Origin of the sequence: Gordonia sputi NBRC 100414 (assembly GCF_000248055.1) — a bacterium.
Classification (GTDB): domain Bacteria; phylum Actinomycetota; class Actinomycetes; order Mycobacteriales; family Mycobacteriaceae; genus Gordonia; species Gordonia sputi.
The window spans coordinates 26,950-47,621 of sequence record NZ_BAFC01000120.1 but is presented as its reverse complement, the minus strand read 5'-3'; the positions used below and the strand labels follow the sequence as shown (position 1 = coordinate 47,621).

Here is a 20,672-nt window from a genome sequence, read left to right as displayed (position 1 = left end):
GAGTGATTCCTCCTCAGTTGATGTCTTCGGTTGGCGTGACGCGACTGGTGTAGCGCCATCGATGGGACGTCGTTGCGGCGTCGTCTCTGCGATGCCGCGCTGATCGACGCGGTGGTGGCGAGAGGGCGTAAGCGAAATCGGCCACGTTGTCCGGCAGCAGCATTCGTGCGTGCGTGCAGTCGACGTCGATGTTGCGGATGTACCCGTCGACGTAGGGACGCCATCCGTCGACGGCTCGCGCTCCCGGCTGTGATGCCCTGGTGGCGGAGACGAAGGTGATGTCTCCGTGGAACACTCGCGGGCGCCACGGATTGGCGAGGGAGCCTGCCTGCTCGAAAACGCGGTGCACCGTGCCGAATTCGGCTCTCGACAGCCCCGCGAGCATCCCGCCCGCCGCCCGCACCGCGTGCCAGGCGTCGTCGACATCGGGCGATGCGGTGGGATCGGCGGTGACGGAATCGGTTGCGGTGATGCCGAATTCGATCATGAGCTCACCGATGGAGGGTTCGGTGACGAGGTCGGGGCGGTCGGAGAGGACGTACGAGTCGAGGATCGTCAGATCGCCGACCTCTTCTCCGCTTCCCTGGAGGATCACCGCGATCTCCTGGGCGATGATCCCGCCGAGTGACCAACCGAGCAGGTGGTACGGCCCGGTGGGCGCAACCGACTGGATCTGCTCCGCGTAGTAGGCGGCGAGCTCGCCAAGGGACGACGGGGCAGGTTGCCCGGACAGCGAGGGGTGTTGGAGTCCGTAGACGGGACGGTCGGGTTCCAGGTGGGGGAGAAGCGACGCGAATGCCCACGAGAGTCCGATCGCCGGATGTACGACGAACAGCGGCGCAGTCGCCGATGCGGACTCGCGCGGTGTCGACCGCAGCGGGATGAGTACCTCCCAGGCGGAGCGGGAGCCTTCGGTGCTGTCCAGCTCGTGTGACGCGGGGTCGATCTGGGCCGCGAGTTCTGCGACGGTGGGTGCCGCGAACACCTGATGTGCGCGGATTTCGACTCCGAGAGCGCTCGACAGACGATCGGTGAGAGTCGTTGCCTGTAGCGAGTTTCCGCCGAGGTCGAAGAAGCTTGCGTCTGCCGCGATCTCATCGTCCGGCAATCCGAGCACCTCGACGAAGATGGCCGCGATGGTCTTCTCGGTGCCGGGGAGCGGGGCGCGGCCGCGTCGTGTGATCTCCGGCGCAGGGAGTGCCGCGCGGTCGAGCTTGCCGACCGGGGTCAGCGGGATCTCGTCGAGGATCGTGACCGTCGCGGGCACCATGTGGCGCGGAAGACGTTGTCGCAGAAGACCCCGCAGGTCGTCGCCGAGAGCGCTTCGTTGCGAGTTGTCGACGAAGGCGGCTCGTTCGGTGAGCGTCACGTAGCTGTGCAGCGTGGAACCGCCCTGCGTCGACGTGGAGTCGCGCTGGTCGGGGCCAACGACCACGGTGACCGCGAAATCGACACGCGGGTCGGCGGTCAGGGCGTCGTCGATTTCGCCGAGTTCGACGCGGAAGCCCCGGATCTGTACCTGACCGTCGCTCCGTGCGACGTAGGACAGTCGCCCGTCGCGCGTCCACCGGACGAGGTCTCCCGTGCGGTACATGCGGTGACCCGCGAACTCGTCGCCTGCGACCATCGGGACCGGCAGGTACCGGGTGGCCGTGAGGGCGGGGCGACGGTGGTAGCCGCGAGTCACCTGCGATCCGATCAGATACAACTCGCCCACAACACCTGCGGGTACCGGATGCAGCCGCGCATCGAGGACGAGTGCGCTCACACCGTTGTTCGGTGTGCCCATGGTCAATTCGTCGTGTGCGCGCAGCGGGTCGCTGGAGGTGGTGATCACCGTGGTCTCGGTGGGGCCGTAGACATTCATGATCCGACGCCCCGCCGACCACCGTCGCGCGAGATCTGCTCCATAGGCCTCGCCGCCGATTGCCAGGCACTTCAGCGTCGGGGCGTCGGTCGGCGACATGCTCGCCACCGCGGCGGGCGTGATGAATGCGTGGGTGACCCCGGTTCGAGTGAGGAACTGCGCCAACGGTTTACCGCCGAAGACATCAGTGGGAGCAATGACCAGGCACGCCGATCCCGCTGCGGCGAGCAGGAATTCGAGCACCGAGGCGTCGAAGCTCGGTGACGCGAAATGCAGAACCCGTGAGCCTACGTGTGGTGTCATCCGCGCTTGCAACTCATCTCGCACCGCGCGCAACCCGGAGTGTGGTACCAGAACGCCTTTCGGGCGTCCGGTCGAGCCAGAGGTGTAGATGATGTAGGCCAACTGATCGATGCCTGCGGGGGTCGCCTCGGCATCGGTGAGCGGCGCTGCCGACGTCCGTGCGAGCCGGTCGAGTACGGGCTGCTCGTCGACGACGATCACCGGTGTGGTCGACGACGGGATGCGCTCACGGGTTGCCGAGTCGGTCACCACGAGCTGCGCACCACTGTCGGTGAGCATGTGCGCGATCCGCTCGGGCGGATACGTCGGATCGACGGGAACGTAGGCGGCACCGGTTCGCACGATCGCCCAGATCGCAACGAGCGCCTCGATCGACCGCGGAATGGCCATCGCCACAACAGGTTCTGCCACGGAATCAGAGTCCCTGACCCCGCTCGCCAGAAGCAGACGTGCGAGTCGGTGCGCTCGTGCGTCGAGCTCGCGGTAGGTGATGTCGGTGTCGCCGTCGGTGGCGGCGATGCCGTCGGGGTTGCGTGACACGGCGTCATCGAGAATCTCGCCGAACGTCATCGGTTCGCCGCTGCGCGGTCCGCGCGCGGGGGCGACGTCGGCCACCTCGAGGGGATCGGTGATGCGGATATCGCCGACAGCCCGCTTGGTGTCGGTGGTGATCGCACGAACCACCCGCAGGAATCTGACAGCGAGATCGTGGGCGTCGCGGTCGTCGTACCGGTCGGCGGCGAATGTCACCTCGAGGGTGGCGTCGGGGGAGTGCAGGTGCGCCACCGTGAACTGGAGACCGAATTTTGCCTGTGCGGAGCCGATCTCGTCGATCTCCCCATGTAATCCCGGCGCCAGCTCGACCTGGCTGTGCGCGACGTCTGCCCCGTAGTCGTGGACAGAGAGTGCGACCTCGAAGAGTGGATGCCCGCCGACCGACCGGTCGGGGTTGACCGCGGCAACGACGTCGTCGAAGGGCACGTCGCGATGGTCGAGCGCATCGAGATCGTCGTCTCGTACCCGCGCGAGAAGATCGCGAACGGGCTCGGTGCCGTCGAGCCGTGTGCGCAGAGCGAGGGTGTTGACGAACATTCCGACGACGCGGGTGAGGTCGGTGTCGGAGGTATCGGCGAGTTCGGGGACGTCCCGATTCGCCACTGGCGTGCCGATCACCACGTCGTCGCCCACTCCGAGTCGGTGCAGGAGGGTGGCGAGCCCGGCGTGGAGCAGGGTGAACGGGGTGGTCGAATAGGTTCGTGCGCAGTCGATCACAGCGTTGCGCAGCGCGTCGTCGAGTGGGATCGATACCGAACCGGCCAGTGACGGTGAACCCTCGGGTGCGTCGGCCCGAGTTGGTGCGGTTCGGGTCGGCTTGGGTGCGCAGTCGGCGGGTGCGCCGGCGAGCAGGTTTGTCCAGTAGGCGAGATTGTCCTCCGCGTCAGTTCGACGGTCGGCCCCGGTGACGATCGCCGCATAGTCGCGATAGTCGAAAGCCGAAGCCTCCCAGATGGTGTCACGGCCGCCCAGCCTCTCGGAGTAGGCCGTGGCGAGGTCGTCGATCAGAATCGGCAGCGACGCCCCGTCGGCCGCGGCATGGTGGATGAGGAGGACGAGGATGTGCTCACCCGTGGTGCCCTGCGAGATCCGCGTCAGGAGGTGTGCGCGTATCCCCGGCTGCGCCGAGATGTCGATCGGGGTGGTGCACAGGTGCTCGATCAACGCCGACGCGTCGTCGTTGTCGCTGTAGCCGAGCGGTTGCATATGTCCGATCGCGCGGTCTGCTCCGATCAGCACACCTCCGACCTGCGTACCGCCTGTTTCGGAGGGGTAGACGGTACGCAGGCCGGCGTGCCGCGACACGAGATCGACCAGTGCGTCGCGGAGCATCTGACGGTCAAGGGTTCCCGTCAGATGCAGTGTGAAGGGCATCAGGTAGTCGGTCGACGCCGGATGCGTTCGGGCAAGTGAGAGTAGTCGACGCTGCATCGGCGCGACCGGAACGACGCTGCCGCGCTGTGGAATCAGCGGATGGTGGGTGGAATCGTTTGTGTCACTTGTGTGCTCGTCCTGGCTGACGAGTGCTGCCAGCGCGGCGACAGTCGGGTGATCGAAGATTTCCCGCACACGAAGCCTGGTTCGGTCGTCGGTCCGCAGTTTCGCCGCGAGAGCGGTGGCCTGCAACGAGGTTCCGCCTGCCGCGAAGAAGTCGGTGTCTGCGCCGACGCTGTCGCGACCGATGCCGAGGACGTCGGCCATCGCGTCGGCGACCCGCTGCTCGGCTGTCGAACCGACTTCTCGCGCAACGGTCGTCGCCGGTGCGGTCGGCGCAGGTAGCGCCCGACGATCGATCTTTCCGTTGGGCGTCAACGGGAATCGATCGAGAACGACGACGCTCGACGGGACCATCTGTCGCGGGAGGCTCGCAGCAACATGTGCGATGAGTTCGCGGTCGGACAGTGAGTCGGGCGGGGTCGAGGTGACGTAGGCGACCAGGCGTGCGTCCGCGCCTTCGCCGCGCACGAGTGTCAGCGCGGCGTCGACGTCAGGATGTGACGTGAGGGCGTTGCTCACCTCGTCCGGTTCGATGCGGAAGCCGCGCACCTTGACCTGGTTGTCGCTGCGTCCGTCGAACACCAACGACCCAGCTGTGGTGCGGTGCACCACGTCGCCGGTGCGATACATGATCGCGCCACGCGCTCGTGGATCGGCGACGAATCGTGCGGCGGTCAGGTCCGGGCGGCCGAGGTAGCCGCGCGCGACTCCCGGCCCCGCGAGGTACAGCTCGCCCGGTACGTTGTCGCGCACGGGATTGAGACGATGGTCGAGAATCTGTGCAGTGCAACCGATCACCGGCTCGCCGATTGTGATCGCCTCACCGGGACTCAATGGCTGCGACATCGTCGCCACGATTGTGGTCTCGGTGGGTCCGTAGCAGTTGACGTAACGCCTCCCGGGTGCCCAGGCGGCGACGAGTTCCGCGGGCGACGCCTCACCGCCGACGCCGAGGGTCCGGAGCAGTGGCAGGGGGCTGGGTGCCGCGGCCATGAGCGCGGCCGGTGTGATGAATGCGTGCGACACGGCGTGCTCGTCGAGGAACTCGACGAGTTCGTCTCCGCCGAAGATGGTCGGCGGCGCGATGACCATCGTCGCACCCGCATCGAAGGCGAGGAGGAACTCGAGGAACGTCGCGTCGAAGCCGGGTGACGCGAAATGCAGTGTGCGATCGCCAGACTGAACGTCGTAGCGGTCCCGCTGGCTCTGGCTGAACGCGCCGATGCCCCGGTGAGTCACCGTGACGCCCTTGGGCACGCCGGTCGAGCCGGAGGTGTAGATCACGTAGGCCGCGGCGTCGGGTCGACGCGGCGCGGGGGCCGGCGGTGCCGCGCTGCCGCGATCGAGTGCTCCGGTGTCGAACCAGTGCAGGTCGGACGACGCGTCGAGCTGAGCGCTTCCGATTACCCCGTCGGTGTCGGTGATTCCGACTGCCACGTCGGAGTCGCGGAGCATGTGCTCGATGCGTTCGAGGGGGTATCGCGGATCGATGGGGAGCACCACGCCGCCCGAGCGCAGCACTGCCCAGAGCGCGGCGACGAACCGCCACGACCGGGGGAGTGCCACGGCGACAACGTCTTCCGGACCGACACCCTCGGCCCGGAGAGCGTTCGCCCAGCGTGCCGAGATCTCGTCGAGGCGCGCGTACGTCAGCGCGACGTCGCCGTCCTCAACGGCGATGAGATCACGGTGACGGGTGGCCGTGAGCTCGAGTAGGTCGCCGAGATGAACCGGGTCGGGTGACGTGATGGCAGGCTCAGCCTGTGGTGCGAGTTGATGGGTTGCGACGAGATGCTCGTCGACGCTGCGGTCGGGGTGCGCGATCAGTGCGTGGGCGAGTTCGACGAAATCGTCTGCCAGCGCTTCGATTCGGGCACGGCTGAACAGGTCGGTCGCATACGTCAGACGAAGCGTGTCGCCGCGCGACTGCACCTCCAGATCGAAACGTGCTGCGCCGGTGTCGACTTCTTCGATCTCGGTGCGCACTCCGCGCAACGCGGAATCCGTTGTGGCGAGCGGATCATCGTCGACGGTCAGCGAGATGGTGAAGATGGGGTGACGACCCGTCCGTGACGGACGTAGATCTGCCACGACGGCGTCGAACGGCATGTCCGCGTGCGAGAGGGCGTCGAGGTCAGTTCGGCGCACCTCGTCGACGAGTTCGGTCGCCGACCACGCCCCGTCGACGCGGGTGCGGAGTGCGACAGAGTTGACGAACATTCCGACAAGTTGCGCGAGACGGGGATCGGCGCGGCCCGCGACGGGAGTTCCGATGACGATGTCGGCGTCGGAGCCGCGGGTGTGCACGTCCTGGTCGGCGCTGTGGTGGCGCAGTAGAGCGGCGAGCACCGCGTGCATTGCCATGAACTCGGTGGTCGTCGAGCTACCGAGTTCGGTGAGGCGCGCACGGACGGCGCTGTCGAGGGTCACCTCGACGACATCGGCGCCGCGTTGTGCCGCTCCATCTTTCGCGGCGACATCGGGTAGCAGAACCGGGGCGGAATCGAGACCGTCGAGTTCTGCGTGCCACCACGCGGTCAGCTCCGGTAGGCGGGCATCTAGCGTGTCACGCTGCCACCGCAGGTAGTCGCGATAGTCGAGGGGGAGCGGATCTGCCGACGGTGATCGACCGTCGGACAGATCCGCGTAGGCGCCCGCGAGGTCACGCGCGAGTGGCGCCATCGACGCGCCGTCGGCGGCGATGTGGTGCACGACGACGGTCAGCTTGTGGTGGTCCGCGGCGTCGTTGAGCTGGTGCAGCGCAACGCGGATGGGCAGATCGCGGGTGAGGTCGAACGGACGCTGCGCCAACGATTCTGCGGTCACACGCCAGTCCGACGCCGAGATATCCTGCACGTCGAGCGTGAGATCGCTGCTCGTGGCCGCCACCATGGTCGGCAGTCCGTCTTGCTCGGGATAGACGGTGTGCAGTGGCTCGTGGCGGTCGATCACCCACCGGAGCGCACCCGCGAGCGCGTCGACGTCGAGTGCGCCGCGCATGTCGAGTGCGAAGGCGATCGAGTACGACGCATCGGGTGCGTCGTCGTCGGCGCCGAGCGTGTTGAGGAACCAGAGCTGCCGCTGAGCAGGTCCGCAGACCAGCTCGGTGGTCGGATCATGGTGCAGGAGAGCGTGTTGCGCAGGTGTCGCCTCTGCGCACAGGGGCGCGAGCTCCGCAGCGGTCGGATGATCGAAGACGTCGCGCACGGCCAGGCGTGAGCCGGTGTGCTGCGCGAGTGCATCCACCAGCTGTGTCGCCAGAAGTGAGTTGCCGCCGAGGTCGAAGAAGTCGTCGTCGACGCCGACGTCGGTGATTGGTCGGTCGAGTACCCCGGCGATGACGGAGCAGATCATCCGCTCGGCGTCGGAACGCGGTGCCACGGGCACGGACTCGCGTGCGGTGTCGGCGTCGCCGGGGGCGGGTAGCGCGCGCAGGTCGATCTTGCCCGCGGGGGTCCTCGGGATCTCGGGAACTGTGATGATGGCCGAGGGAATCATGTGCCGCGGCAGACGTTCTCGCAGCTTGGTGAGCAGCGCCGAACGCGCGTGGTGGTCGGCATCGACCCCGTCGAACGCGACGAACGAGATCAAGCGCGCCGTCGCGCCGTCGCCGTCGACGATGCTCACCGAGGCCTGTACGTCGTCGAGTGCGGTGAGCGCAGCGTCGACTTCGCCGAGTTCGATGCGGTGGCCACGTACCTTGGCCTGGTCGTCGGCGCGGCCGCGGAACTCGAGGCGATGATCGGCGGTCCAGCGCACCAGGTCGCCGGTACGGTACATCCGCTCGCCGGGATCGCCAAAGGGATTGGCGACGAAGCGTTTCGACGTCAGTCCGTGCACTCCGTGGTAGCCGCGTGCCAGGTGTGTGCCTGCGACGTAGAGTTCGCCGGTGGTCCCGGGTGCGACGGGGAGGAGCCGCTCGTCGAGGACGACGGTCGAGACGCCGCGGATGGGTCTGCCGATCGTGACGCGCGGCGAGTACGACGTCGTCGGGTGTTCGACGATCGGATCCGAGACCGTCGCCACGACCGTCGTCTCCGTCGGCCCGTAGGCGTTGAAGATCGTCGTGGTCTGCGCCCACCGACGGACGGCTTCGGCATTCGGATGCTCGCCGCCGATCACCAGCACCTCGAGATCCGGCACGGCGTCGGGATTCATGGTGGTCAGCAGCGAGGGCGTGAGGAATGCGTGGGTGATGCCTGCGGACCGCATCAGATCGGTCAGTTCGCGACCGGCGACGGGATCAGGTCCGACGATGCGCATCGTCGATGCGCCGGAGAACGCCATGAGGAGTTCGAGGACCGAGGCGTCGAAGCTGGGCGACGCCATGTGCATCGTGCGGCTGTCGGCGGTGAGGCCGAACTGCGACACCTGTTGTGCGGCAAAGTCGGCTAGGCCGCGATGGCTGACGACGACGCCCTTGGGTGTGCCGGTGGTACCCGAGGTGTAGATCATGTACGCGGGTTGGTCGACGGAGAGGTCGGGTGCGTTGTCGCGTTGTGGCGCTGGGGCGTCGCCGCCCGAACGGTGGATCTCGTCGAGCGTGATGGTCGTGATGCCGTCGGCCGCGGTGCCGAGTTTCGGGTGAGAGTCGACGTCGGTCAGCAGCAGGCGCGCACGGGAATCGGTCAGCATGAACTCGATACGTGCATGCGGATAGGCGGGATCGATCGGTACCCATGCGGCTCCGCATCGGGTGACCGCCCAGACCGCGCGCACCCACTGCGCGCTCCTGGGTAGCGCAATTGCGACGAAGTCCTCTGGCCCGACTCCGTTGTCACGGAGGCACTGCGCGAGAGTCTCGGCGGCGGAGTCGAGTTCGCGGTAGCTGAGTGAGGTGTCGCCGTCGGTCACGGCGATCCGGTCGGGCTCCGAGCGAACCGCTGCCGCGAGGATCGACGAGAAGTGTTCGACGGGGCGGGTTCCCACGCCGACGGCCGGGACCAGTCCAAGCCGCTCGCTCGGGTCGAGGACGGCGATGTCGCCGACCGCGAGTGTCGCGTCGTCGGTCACCGTGGTGATGATTCTGCTCAGTCGCGAACCGATACCGCTCACGGTGGGGGCGTCGAAGAGGTCGGTGGCGTAGCCGATCTCGACGTCGATTCCGGACGGTTGCCCGTGCTCGTCGGTGTGTTCGACGAAGGTGAACGAGAGGTCGAACTTGGTCGACGCGATGTCGATCGGCGAGGCCGTTGCGCTCACGCCGGGTAGGTCGATGGTGATGTCGTCGCGGTTGTCCACCGCGAGTGAGACCTGGAAGAACGGATGCACCTGGGCCGACCGCTGCGGATTCAGTTCGGTCACGAGGTGATCGAACGGTATGTCGGCGTGGTCGAAGGCGTCGAGGTCGGCGTCGCGGATCTTGCCGAGCACAGCGAGGAACGAGGCATTTTTGTCGACGCCCGTCGGCAGTGCAAGGGTATTGACGAACATTCCGACCAGCGCGTCGAGGTCGGCATCGCCGCGTCCGGATACCGGTGTGCCGACGACGATCTCGTCGGCGCGGGCGAAGCCGCGCAGCAGCGTGGCGACCGCGGCGTGGACGACCATGAAGAGGGTCGCGTCGTTGTCGGCGGCCAGTGTCGTCAACGCCCGGTGACGCTCGCGCGGCACGGTGATCGTCACGACGCTGCCGGCAACACCTGGGCGATCGGAGCGCGGACGATCAAGTGGCAGTTCGGTTTCGGCGGGAGCGCCGGCGAGACGACTGCGCCAGAAGTCGAGGTCTGTGCCGTCGGTGGTGGTCAACGCGGCACGGTGGGCTGCGGCAACCGTCGAGTACTCGACGGGTAGCGGCGCCCAGTCGGGTGTATGCGCGTCGACGCGTGCACGGTAGGCGGTGGCAAGGTCGGCCGCGAACGGCGCGAGCGACCACCCGTCCGCTGCGAGATGGTGAATGACGACGACCAGCGTGTGATCGTCGGACGACGTGCGCAGGAGTCGTGTGCGGATGGGGAAGTCGCGCGTGAGGTCGAACGGCTGTGAGGCGAGGTCGGTGGCGCGTTGCTGTATCTCGCTGACCTCGGCGACCTCGTCGAGAGGCATGTCTATCGCGGCGTCGTCGGGGGCGTGGATGTCGAGGAATGCGTGTCCGTCGTGCTCCGACACCGTGCTGCGCAGCGGCTCGTGCCGCGCGACGACGTCGTTCACGGCGGCACGCAGAGCGCTGACGTCGATAGCTCCGACAAGATGGACACTGAACGGAATGTGGTAGGCGACAGCAGAATCCGGGTCGAGGCGGGCGGTCAACCAGAGTCGCTGCTGCGCGGGCGACAGTGCGACGCGCCCATCGGTAGACGCTGCGATCGCATCGACGGACTCGCTGGTATGGAGTTCGTCGTCGACTCCCGCTGCGCGCAGTGCGGCGCTGAAGGCGGCGAGGTCCGGGGCGTCGAACACGGTGCGTAGCGGCAGCCGGTGTCCGGTTCGGCGTGCGAGGCGTGCGCTCACCCTGGTTGCCGACAGCGAGTTACCGCCGAGATCGAAGAGGTTGTCGGACGACGACACCCGAGTCGTCAGACCGAGCACCGCGGTAACCGTCTCGACGACGGCGACGTCGAGTGCTGTCACCGGCTCGATTCGTTCGCTCTGCGACGACGTGTGTGTCGGTGCCGGGAGCGCGGAGCGATCGAGCTTGCCGTTGCTTGTCGTCGGAAGATCCGCAAGAACCGTGATGGTCGATGGGACCATATGGGGGAGAAGGTGTTCGGTGAGCTCTGCGCGGACGTCGCGGGAGTCCAGGTCATCCGCGCCCGCGACGTAGCCCGCCAGTTCGATGCTACCTGTGGCCGCGTCGTCGAACGTGATGACGGCCGCGCTGCGGACGCCGGACAACGCCGCCAGGGCCGATTCGATCTCTCCCAACTCGACGCGCTGGCCGCGGATCTTGATCTGTGAGTCGGCGCGACCGAGGTACTCGATCTCGCCGTCGGCGCGTCGACGTACCAGGTCGCCGGTGCGGTACAGACGCGCGCCGGGCTGACGCGGATCCGACACGAACCGCGTCGCTGTCAGGTCGGGACGGCTCGCGTAACCGCGGGCGAGTTGAATGCCGCCGAGGTAGAGCTCACCGATCGCACCGACGGCTTGCGGCATCAGGTGATGGTCGAGCACGTGGGTCGACGTGTTGTCGACGGGTCGGCCGATCGGGATATCGCCTGCGTCGCTGCGGCATTCGTCGTGATAGGTCACGTCGACGGCGGCTTCGGTCGGACCGTAGAGATTGTGCACCGGCGCGGTGGTGAGCTCGCCGATCGCACCAACTGTCGCGGGTGTGAGCGCCTCGCCGCTGGTGAAGATGCGTCGCAGCGACGTCAGGGCATCGGGGTTCGACGACTCGTCGAGGGCGAGCGCGTCGGCGAATGCAGACAGCATCGACGGCACGAAATGCAGTGTCGTGATGGACTCTTCGGCGATCACATCGCGCAGATACCACGGATCGCGATGGCCGTCGGGCCGCGCAACGACGAGTGTGGCGCCCGCGACGAACGGCCAAAAGAACTCCCACACCGAGACGTCGAAGGTCGCCGGTGTCTTCTGCAGCACCCGGTCGTCGGAAGTGAGTTGGTAGCGATCCTGCATCCATCGCAGACGGTTCACGATGGCGCGGTGGTCGATCACGACGCCCTTGGGCCTACCCGTTGAGCCGGAGGTGAACAGCACGTAGGCCGGATTGTCGGGGCGGGGTGCGCGGAACTGCACTGTCGACGGTGATGGCTCGATCAGCTCGTCGACGGTGACCACCGGAGTGTCGGCACCGGCCCAGCCGGGTGCTGCGACGATCACCGCGGGCTTGGCGGTGTCGAGGATGTGCGCGAGGCGCTGCGCGGGTTCCGCGGGATCGATGGGCAGGAACGCCGCGCCCGCACGGATGACGGCGTGCAGTGCGACCACCTGGTCGGCACTTCGCGGGAGAGCAACGCCGACAACCGATTCGGGGCCGATCCCACGCGCGGCAAGTCCGGCCGCCGCGCTGCGTGCGCGTGCGGTGAACGTCGCGGTGTCCAGGGTTTCGACGCCGGGTTCGATCAGCGCGGTGATCGTGTCGGTGCCCTGCTCCAGCGCGGCGTCGAGCAGCGAGATGAGCGTCGAGTCCGTTGCGGCCACGCTGCGGCCGCGTGCGACATCGTCGATGGCCGACAACTCCGACGCCGTCGCGGCAGAGATGTCGACGACGGGCGTATCGGTGGGGGCGTCGACGAATCGTCGGAGGAAGTCGACGATTCGGTTGTGGTGCACCGAGATGTCGTCTGTGGTGTATACGTTCGGGTTCGCCTCGAGGTCGAGTCGCATGCCGCCGGTGAAGCCGTCGTAGACGTTGATGGACGCGTCCTCGACGGGACCTGTCGACAGCACGTTCAGTTCGCCACGCAGTGAACCGAAGTCGATGTGCTCGAAGAAGAGCATGACGTTGACCATCGGACCGAAGAACCCGCGCCTACCGTCGGAGTCGTCGAGGATGTCGGAGGTGATCTCTTCGTGGCGGAAACGCTGATGTCGCACAGCATTTTTGATGTCGGAGTTCATGCTCCGCAGCGCGTCGGCGACGGTCGTCGCGGCGTCGAATTCGATGCCGACGGGTAGGACGTTCGACGTGAGTCCGGCAGAGGTGCGCAGCAGGTCGGTGTCGCGGCACGCCACCGGAAGGCTCAGCAGGGCGTCGTCGCGATCGTTGAGGCGTGCCAGGTAGAGGGCGACCGCCGCGGTGATCACCGACGCGGCCCGCACCCCGTGATCGGCAGCGCGCGAACGGATGTGCGCGACGAGGTCGGCGTCGAGTTCGGTGCTCTCGACGACGGCAACCGGCGCAGCCGGTGCGCTCGCCGGCGACAGGGAGGTCGGTTCGGGAGCGTCGGCTCCACCGGGGCGCAGGCGCTGCTGCCAGTGGTCGCGTGCGTGGGCGAAAGCGTCAGAGGCGTGGTACTCGCGGTCGATCTCGGCAATCTGCGCCATTGTCGCGCTGGTCGACGCGGGCGCGGCGTGACCCTCGGTGATCGCGGTGTAGTGGGCAGCGACCCGGACCATCATGAACATCGCCGCATAGCCGTCGAACGCGATGTGGTGGCCCCAGCAGTACCAGAGCGAGTGCGTCGGACCCAGCCGCAGCAGATGCGTCTCGAGGAGCGGATCGGTGTAGACGTCGACGTTGCGTGACCGGTGATCGTCGATCCATTCGAGAGCGCGCGCACGCGGATCGTCGTCGTCGGAGAAGTCGACGAGCCCGAGCCTGATGTCCCTATCACGATCGACGACGATGCGTGGTTCGCCGTCCTCGTCGTCGACGACGCGCAGGAGCCCCGATTCGGTCTCGAGTGCGGTCAGTTGCACCGCTCGGTCCATCACCTCGGCGTCGACGTCGTCGAAGAACTCGGCGAAGGCCGCGACCGACATCGGGGTGTCGGGGTCGAGTTGCTGCGCGAAGAAGATGCCGCGCTGCGCCGCGGTCAGAGAGAGCGGTCGGCTCTGGGCGTCGGCAGACATGGGCTGCCCGCCTGTGACGTGTCCGCTTGTGAAATGAGTCGTGCTCACCTCGGTGCTCACTGTGCCTCCTCATGAGGTGACCGTCGCGGTCGAGCGCGGCGATCGGTCGGTGGTGGTGGCCCTGTGCCCGGTGGATCTGACCGTGCTTCGCGTGACTGAGCGCCGCAGATGGGTGCGGATTGAAGAAGTATCGAAAGCGTGGACGGTTGTGGAGAATGGCGAAGGGGTCGTCGTGGTCATGCCTATCGGCAGCGATTTGGCCCGGACCTGCGCGTTCGCCTACACTTGTGGGGTTGCCTGCGGCGCGCCACGCGTCGCGAATCGGCTCGCGAACCCACCCGGTGGTGCGTTGCGATCGCAAGATCGGGACAAAACCCCAGGCAGGCGTGTGTCCGGTGGTAACAGACCGTGTGCGTCGGGTCGGAAATCCGGCGTACAGATGCGGTGGCCCACCTCGGTGGATCCGCCGCGTCGACGACATCCAGGTCAAGGAGACTAACGAGTGATTCAGCAGGAATCTCGCCTGCGGGTCGCCGACAACACCGGAGCCAAGGAAATCTTGTGCATCCGCGTGCTGGGCGGCTCGTCTCGGCGCTACGCAGGCATTGGTGACGTCATCGTCGCCACTGTCAAGGACGCCATCCCCGGCGGCAACGTCAAGCGGGGAGAGGTCGTCAAGGCTGTCATCGTGCGCACCACCAAGGAGCGCCGTCGTCAGGACGGAAGCTACATCCGTTTCGACGAGAACGCCGCCGTCATCCTCAAGGGTGAGAGCGACCCCCGCGGTACCCGCATCTTCGGCCCGGTCGGCCGAGAGCTGCGTGAGAAGAAGTTCATGAAGATCGTGTCGCTGGCACCGGAGGTGATCTGACATGAAGGTGCACAAGGGTGACACCGTGATCGTCGTCTCGGGCAAGGACAAGGGCGCCAAGGGCAAGGTCATTCAGGCCTTCCCGAAGGAAGAGCGTGTTCTGGTCGAGGGCGTCAATCGCATCAAGAAGCACACCGCTGCGTCGGCCAACGAGCGTGGCGCGGCGTCGGGCGGCATCGTGACCCAGGAAGCGAAGATCCACGTGTCGAACGTGATGGTCGTCGACTCCGAGGGCAATCCCACCCGCGTCGGCTACCGCGTCGACGAGGAGACCGGCAAGAAGGTCCGGATTTCCCGCAAGACCGGGAAGGACATCTGATATGACCACCACCGAAAAGACCCAGCCGCGTCTCAAGCAGCGCTACCGCGCCGAGATCAAGGACGCGCTGAACACCGAGTTCGACTACGCCAACGTGATGCAGATCCCGGGCGTCGTCAAGGTCGTCGTGAACATGGGTGTCGGCGACGCCGCACGCGACTCGAAGCTGATCAACGGCGCGGTCACCGACCTCGCACTGATCACCGGCCAGAAGCCGGAAATTCGTCGCGCACGCAAGTCGATCGCCCAGTTCAAGCTGCGCGAGGGCATGCCGATCGGCGCACGCGTCACGCTTCGTGGCGACCGTATGTGGGAGTTCCTGGACCGCCTCGTGTCCATCGCGCTTCCCCGTATCCGCGACTTCCGCGGACTCTCGGACCGCCAGTTCGACGGCAACGGTAACTACACCTTCGGCCTGAACGAGCAGTCGATGTTCCACGAGATCAACATCGACAACATCGACCGGCCGCGCGGTATGGACATCACCGTCGTCACCTCGGCCACCACCGACGAGGAAGGCCGCGCGCTGCTGCGCCAGCTGGGCTTCCCGTTCAAAGACAACTCCGTGAAGGACAACTGATGGCAAAGAAGGCTCTGGTCAACAAGGCCAACAAGAAGCCCAAGTTCGCCGTGCGGGCCTACACCCGGTGCAACCGTTGCGGTCGTCCGCACTCGGTGTTCCGCAAGTTCGGCCTGTGCCGTGTGTGCCTGCGCGAGATGGCACACGCCGGCGAACTCCCGGGCGTGCAGAAGTCGAGCTGGTGACCCAGCTCCGCTGACGAGCTGTGACCGCTGGTCGAGCTGAGACTGCTGGTTGAGCTGTGAGCGCTCGTCGAGCTGTGACCGCTGGTTGAGCTGGTCGAAACCACGACCCCGTCTCCCTCCATGGGAGACGGGGTCGTCGTCGTAGAGGTGTCAGCGATCCGTATGGGTTTTGAGCCGGTTTCCGACACAAAACCCGCACGGATCGTCCAGTCAGCCCGCTGACGGAGCTGTGACTCCGGTCGACGATGCGGCGCTGGGCTGGTTGCTCGACGTCGTGGCGACCGGGGGCGTCGTGGTTGGCGCGACAGTTGTGGTGGCGATGTCGTAGGACTGCCACGCGTCGCCGGCCTTCTTGACCAGGACGCTGCTGCCGTCGGGCTGGTGGACGGTCAGGATGTCGTCGGTGGCGTCCCAGGTGAGTGTCGAACCCGACTGCACCGTGTCGGTGAATACAGTTGCGCCCGAGGCTGTATCGGTCAGAGTGAGTGTCGTTCCGGTGAGCGATGCGCTCACAGATTTCGACGGTGACGTGGCGCCTGGCCCGGTGGCGATGGCCGTCGAAGTGACCGTGGTGGTCGAAAGGGATGAGCTCGACGGTGAAGTCGACGAGCCTGCAGCCGACGTCGAGCTCGACGTCCCACTGCTGCTCGACTGTGCTGCCGTCGACGAACTCGACTGTGCGGCCGACGAACTCGATGCCGCGCTGCTGGACGTCGAACTCGCGGCGGAGCTGCTGGTCGTGCTCGAGGTCGACGCTGCGACATCGGCTTTGAGCGCGAGACTCTGCACGCCCGACGACGTTGCGGGCCAGGTGTAGTTCACGTTGCCGTCGACCGAGCGCACTCCGCAGTTGTAGTTGCTCGTTGACGAGGCGCGGTACACGTAACCGTACGCGAAGTTCGCCGAGACCATCTGATCCGCCGTGCGCACCGTGCGGACGGTGAAGATCTGCCCGCTGGCGGCCGTCGTGTCGGTGCCGACCACATCTGTCGGCGCGGTCGCGACGTAGCTGAGGGTGCCTGCGGTCAGCGTGTATTCCGATTGGTAGGTCGTCGGTGTCGGGTCGTGATCGGCCGGGACTGCAACACCTTTCGGTAGGAACGACACCCGCACCGAGAAGCCGGATGACGGTGCGGTCCAACTGATCTTGCAGCCAGACGCGCTCCCCGCGGTGGCGATGATGACAGCGCCGCGATCATTCGGGATCGAGTTGCCGAACGTGCCCATGCTGATCGAACTGGACATCACCGCAACGTCGGTGAGCGACGCCGCGTGTGCGGCTCCGACCTGCTGCGTGGCAAGCGCCAGTGTCACCGCGGTCGCGACACCTGCCGTGGCGGTGGTGTGTCGTGCGCGATGACCCGCTGCTGGTACGCGCGGCTCTGGACCCCGGTTCCCGGGCGCGGGTTCGGCCCCGTCTCTCGTAGTTCCACGGTCATCCGTCCTGGACCCCCGGCGGCGTCGAAAAGTCAGATACACCAAAGCGATCGAGGCTGTGCCGAGCAGAATGCGGCCCGCAGGTGTCTGCATCCACGACGCAGCGTAGCCGGCGAGCGGAATCGTCACGACGACCCGATGTGCATCTCCGATGACATAGGGTGCCGGGTCGGGGAACTGATTGGCGTCGCCCTTCAGATAGGCGGTCACCGCTACCTGCGACGCTGCGGCGGTGCTGATCACGCGGTGTGTGATCCGGCTTCCGTCCGGCCGAGAGATCGATACGACGTCGCCCGGACGCACGTCGGTGCCGTGTACGGGAGCGGCGAGTGCCAGTGAACCGACCGGCAGGGTCGGAGCCATCGACCCCGAGCGGACGATCAGTGGTGTAATCCCGAACGCGTGCGCTGCGATTGCGAACCCGATGCACAGGAGGCCGAGGGCTGCACCGATGGTAAGCACGAGTTCTCTTGCTATTGTGCGCATCTCAGTTCGCCTGCGTCGCTGTGAACGTGAAGGTGGAGGTGACACCTTCGTTCTCGTCGGCCGTGTAGAGCACATCCGGGTCGACGGCGAACCAGACGCACAGCGTCTCCGACTGGCCTGCGGCAAGCGCACGCGTACCGATCCAGGGGTATGTCTTTCCGGTCACCCAGTTCGGCCACGGAACGTAGCCCGTGTGTGTCGGCAGCGTGGGGATCGTGCTCGATACGGTAGAACTCAAGCCTGGTTCGAGAGTGCCGATTGCTGTTCCGCCCGAACACTTTCCGACGCCGTTTCCATTGACAGGGGTCGCCCCCGAGTAGACACGGAAGACGCCGTGGTCGTACATTGCGCCGGTGGGCACGGGGCCAATGATGGCGCTGTAGGTGAGGTTGTACCCTCCCGCATTCTTGACAGTGAGGTTCGCAGCTCGTGAACTACCCGGCTGCATGTCGGACTGGTTCATCGCGGTCCACGTCAGCGAGTCCTGTCCATTGAGTTTAAGATCGACGGAACCCACGGTGAACGCCGCGGTCGTCACGCTTGCCGAATCGCTCCACGACGCCATCGTCGAGATCGAGCAGATGCCGAGCACCATGCCCAGTGAACACAGTGCGCGCAGACGCGAGAAGAGAAGAGTCCTGATCATTGCTGTTGGATCGCCCCGAACGTGTAGGAGCCGGTATAGGTGGAACCCGCGACCGCAGTGGCATCCAAAGTGCCACGAAGACAGAGCACTTGAGTCTGTCCGCTTGACAGTGTCACGTAGCTTCCCGCCGTGGTGAGTGCGGTACCCGGCAGCGTCGTCGCGGTCGAGCCGTCGCAGCTCGTCGCGTCGGTTCCGGGCATCACCGACGCGGTCAGCGTCAGATGACCATCGGAGGTCGCGACGTTGGTGAGTTTGTAGCCCAGCGCGGTGTCGCCGCCGTTGGCGACGGTGACGCTGACGGTCTTCATGCTCCCGGGGCTCAGCGATGTTCCGCCGAGCGCCGCCAGTGCGAGGTTGTGGCTGCCGCCCGCGGTCAGGACCAGGGCTCCCGAAGAGATGGTCGACGCCGATGCTGCGGCGCCCGTGGTCCAGTAGGCGCCGGATTCTCGGATCGAGAGTGACATCAACGCGAGCACGATCATCGTGACGAGACATCCACACAGCAGCCGACGCTGCGTGGACACGCTAGTGCGTCTGTGTGTGGGGCGCGCCGAGGCCCGGGTTGCACTGTGTGTCAAGATGTCTCACACCCGAGATGTCTGCGAGACCGTCGCCGGTCACGTGCCGCCGATAGCATCATTAGTGCCGCATAGGCGAACAGCAGCCCTGCCACCACGTAGACCGCGATGATGTGCTGGCGACCGGTGATGACCTGATTCAGGTACCCGATATAGGGCACCGAGTACCAGACCTTGCCCTTGATCTGCACGGCGCGAGCGGGAGCGGGATCGGTTGTCGGGTTGTTGTCGCCCTTCATCGTGAACAATCTCTCGCCCCGGCCGTCCTGGCCGACGCCGACGATGCGGTGGGTCACCACGTCGGGCTGACCGGAGCGCAGCTGATAGGTGATGACGTCTCCGGTATGCAGTGTCGCGGGGTCGACGGTCTTTGCCACCACGAGCGTTCCCGGTGGCATATGCGGCCGCATCGACGACGTCATGATGGTGTACGGAGTGGTCCCCGCGAGACGCGGGACGACGACGACTGCCGCCAACAGACTGACGGCGGCGAACAGAAGGAGCCAGCTCAGGATCAGTCTGAGCATGCCCAGTGGACCAGAGCCGGAGTCGACGTCCTGGTCCGAATCGGGTTGGTCGGTGTCGCGGCGGAGCGTCGAAGGTGATTCGACACGTGACGAATGTGTTTCACCGGTGATGGACATCGTTCTCTCCGCTTACATATCGGATACTGACTGGTCGTGGGTGGGGACTGACCGGGCAGAACGCAATTGTGCGTTCTGCCCGGTCAGTCCTGCAGCGCGATCCCTCCCCAGTTCGCGCGCCGCGGAAGCGGATTTTGCCAAAGGCAGAACCCGCGAGTCTCAGGACTGGTTGGGTGCTTGTACCTGATCGAGGTGCAGGCTGATGTTGTTCAGGTTGAGCGTGTCGGTCTGGCTCTCGTTGGTCGCAGATGCGAACGGAAGTTTGAGCGTGACCACCACGGTGTAGGCCGACGCCCCGCCCGTCGGGCTGATGGCCAGCGACGTTCCACTCTGGGTGATATCGGTCGCCGATGCGTCGCCGCTCTTCTTGGCCGAGATGGTCTTTGTTGTTTCTGAGGCAAGAGATCCGGACGACGTGAATGCCGTTGTATCCGCGTAGAGTTTCGCCTTCAGGTTGTCACCGGTCGCGTTGATATTCACGGTCGTGGTGTACGTGAGAGTGTCACCCGGAACGAACTTGAATGACGTCGGATTGATGGCACCGTTCTGGTCGGTCCATGTTCCCGTGTCTTTGTTCATCGAGAGCTGGCCCGAACTGATGGTCGAGCCGCCGATCGCCGTGCTGTCGTTCCAGTATGCGAGCGAGCCGAGCCCGCCGAGAAGAAGAACTGCCGCGCCCCCCGCAGCAACTGCGCCCTTGGTCTGTTTCTTCATTGTTGCTCTCTGCATCGATTGGTCACCTCGGGGATTCCGTGGTGTGGTGATGCTTTTCTAGCCTGCTGGTGCCAGTTGCACAACCAATGGTTGTCTATCGAGCCTCAAGCTCAACTTGATTACAGGTGTTCACTGACCGCCCAGTAGGGCGACCCGGGGCGCTCGGTGAAGGTGCATGTTTCCGCAGATCATCGGCGCTAAATCGCTTTCATTCGCCGAAGTTTGCGATTAATGATGTCGAATGGGTATGGCATTGAATGTTGTCGCATAGATGTGATGCAGATCATGAACGGTGTGTCCGATTTACCCATTCACGCACGTGAGCGGCCATCGATGTGGATTTAATAATTGATGAAAGTCGCAAGCCGTTTGCCGTATCTGCGAGCGTCTGCGGATTAGTGGAACGCCTTTGGTGGGTACCGCGTGATGGCGAACACGAAAGCGCGAATTGATTAGTTCTGGCGTACGATCCATTGCCGAAAGCCGCAGACCACAGAATCCAAGTAGCGC

General features: G+C 65.8%; 10 protein-coding genes. 4 read left to right on the top strand and 6 right to left on the bottom strand.

What is annotated here, in order from left to right; all coding sequences use genetic code 11:
• Nucleotides 1-13: 13 nt before the first annotated feature.
• Entirely contained in the window at nucleotides 14-13,762 is a 13,749-nt protein-coding gene (locus GOSPT_RS19935) for a non-ribosomal peptide synthetase (protein ID WP_005208411.1), read from the bottom strand.
• A 442-nt stretch (nucleotides 13,763-14,204) separates the two neighbouring features.
• On the opposite strand from GOSPT_RS19935, the gene rplN reads away from it, so the two are divergent.
• Genes rplN through GOSPT_RS19915 form a run of 4 tightly spaced genes read left to right on the top strand, consistent with a single transcriptional unit; the run spans nucleotide 14,205 to nucleotide 15,657 of the window.
• Nucleotides 14,205-14,573 (top strand): 50S ribosomal protein L14, encoded by a 369-nt coding sequence (gene rplN, locus GOSPT_RS19930; protein ID WP_005208410.1) that lies wholly within the window; start codon nucleotides 14,205-14,207, stop codon nucleotides 14,571-14,573.
• Nucleotide 14,574: 1 nt separating this feature from the next.
• The gene (gene rplX / locus GOSPT_RS19925; protein WP_005208409.1) at nucleotides 14,575-14,892 is read left to right on the top strand and encodes a 50S ribosomal protein L24; all 318 of its coding nucleotides are present in this window, start codon (nucleotides 14,575-14,577) and stop codon (nucleotides 14,890-14,892) included.
• Nucleotide 14,893: 1 nt separating this feature from the next.
• Nucleotides 14,894-15,472: a 50S ribosomal protein L5 gene (rplE, locus tag GOSPT_RS19920; protein WP_005208408.1), complete on the top strand. Its 579-nt coding sequence runs from the start codon at nucleotides 14,894-14,896 to the stop codon at nucleotides 15,470-15,472.
• A complete protein-coding gene (locus GOSPT_RS19915; protein WP_005170384.1) occupies nucleotides 15,472-15,657 on the top strand; it encodes a type Z 30S ribosomal protein S14 in 186 nt (61 codons plus the stop codon). Before rplE ends, GOSPT_RS19915 begins: the two co-directional genes overlap by 1 nt.
• Before the next feature lie 210 nt (nucleotides 15,658-15,867).
• On the opposite strand, the gene GOSPT_RS22905 is transcribed toward GOSPT_RS19915, so the two are convergent.
• The 5 genes from GOSPT_RS22905 to GOSPT_RS19890 all read right to left on the bottom strand — a co-directional run bounded on the left by GOSPT_RS22905 (nucleotide 15,868) and on the right by GOSPT_RS19890 (nucleotide 20,177).
• Nucleotides 15,868-17,556: a signal peptidase I gene (locus GOSPT_RS22905; protein ID WP_051994089.1), complete on the bottom strand. Its 1,689-nt coding sequence runs from the start codon at nucleotides 17,554-17,556 to the stop codon at nucleotides 15,868-15,870.
• Nucleotides 17,557-17,581: 25 nt separating this feature from the next.
• Entirely contained in the window at nucleotides 17,582-18,226 is a 645-nt protein-coding gene (locus tag GOSPT_RS22900) for a SipW-dependent-type signal peptide-containing protein (RefSeq protein ID WP_005208406.1), read from the bottom strand.
• Nucleotides 18,223-18,750 carry a hypothetical protein gene (locus tag GOSPT_RS19900; protein WP_141630949.1) on the bottom strand — a complete coding sequence of 176 codons (528 nt, stop codon included), beginning with the start codon at nucleotides 18,748-18,750 and terminating at the stop codon, nucleotides 18,223-18,225. The genes GOSPT_RS22900 and GOSPT_RS19900 overlap by 4 nt, the downstream gene beginning before the upstream one ends.
• 50 nt (nucleotides 18,751-18,800) lie before the next feature.
• Nucleotides 18,801-19,448 carry a signal peptidase I gene (locus GOSPT_RS19895; RefSeq protein WP_005208404.1) on the bottom strand — a complete coding sequence of 216 codons (648 nt, stop codon included), beginning with the start codon at nucleotides 19,446-19,448 and terminating at the stop codon, nucleotides 18,801-18,803.
• Between the two features lie 159 nt (nucleotides 19,449-19,607).
• The gene (locus GOSPT_RS19890) at nucleotides 19,608-20,177 is read right to left on the bottom strand and encodes an alternate-type signal peptide domain-containing protein (protein ID WP_005208403.1); all 570 of its coding nucleotides are present in this window, start codon (nucleotides 20,175-20,177) and stop codon (nucleotides 19,608-19,610) included.
• Between the last annotated feature and the right edge of the window lie 495 nt (nucleotides 20,178-20,672).

Excerpts from the sequence above, each read along its gene's own strand:
- GOSPT_RS22900 (WP_005208406.1), bottom strand. The coding sequence starts at position 18,226 with ATGATCAGGACTCTTCTCTTCTCGCGTCTGCGCGCACTGTGTTCACTG.
- rplX (WP_005208409.1), top strand. The coding sequence starts at position 14,575 with ATGAAGGTGCACAAGGGTGACACCGTGATCGTCGTCTCGGGCAAGGAC.
- GOSPT_RS19895 (WP_005208404.1), bottom strand. The coding sequence starts at position 19,448 with ATGTCCATCACCGGTGAAACACATTCGTCACGTGTCGAATCACCTTCG.
- rplE (WP_005208408.1), top strand. The coding sequence starts at position 14,894 with ATGACCACCACCGAAAAGACCCAGCCGCGTCTCAAGCAGCGCTACCGC.
- GOSPT_RS19890 (WP_005208403.1), bottom strand. The coding sequence starts at position 20,177 with ATGCAGAGAGCAACAATGAAGAAACAGACCAAGGGCGCAGTTGCTGCG.
- GOSPT_RS19915 (WP_005170384.1), top strand. The coding sequence starts at position 15,472 with ATGGCAAAGAAGGCTCTGGTCAACAAGGCCAACAAGAAGCCCAAGTTC.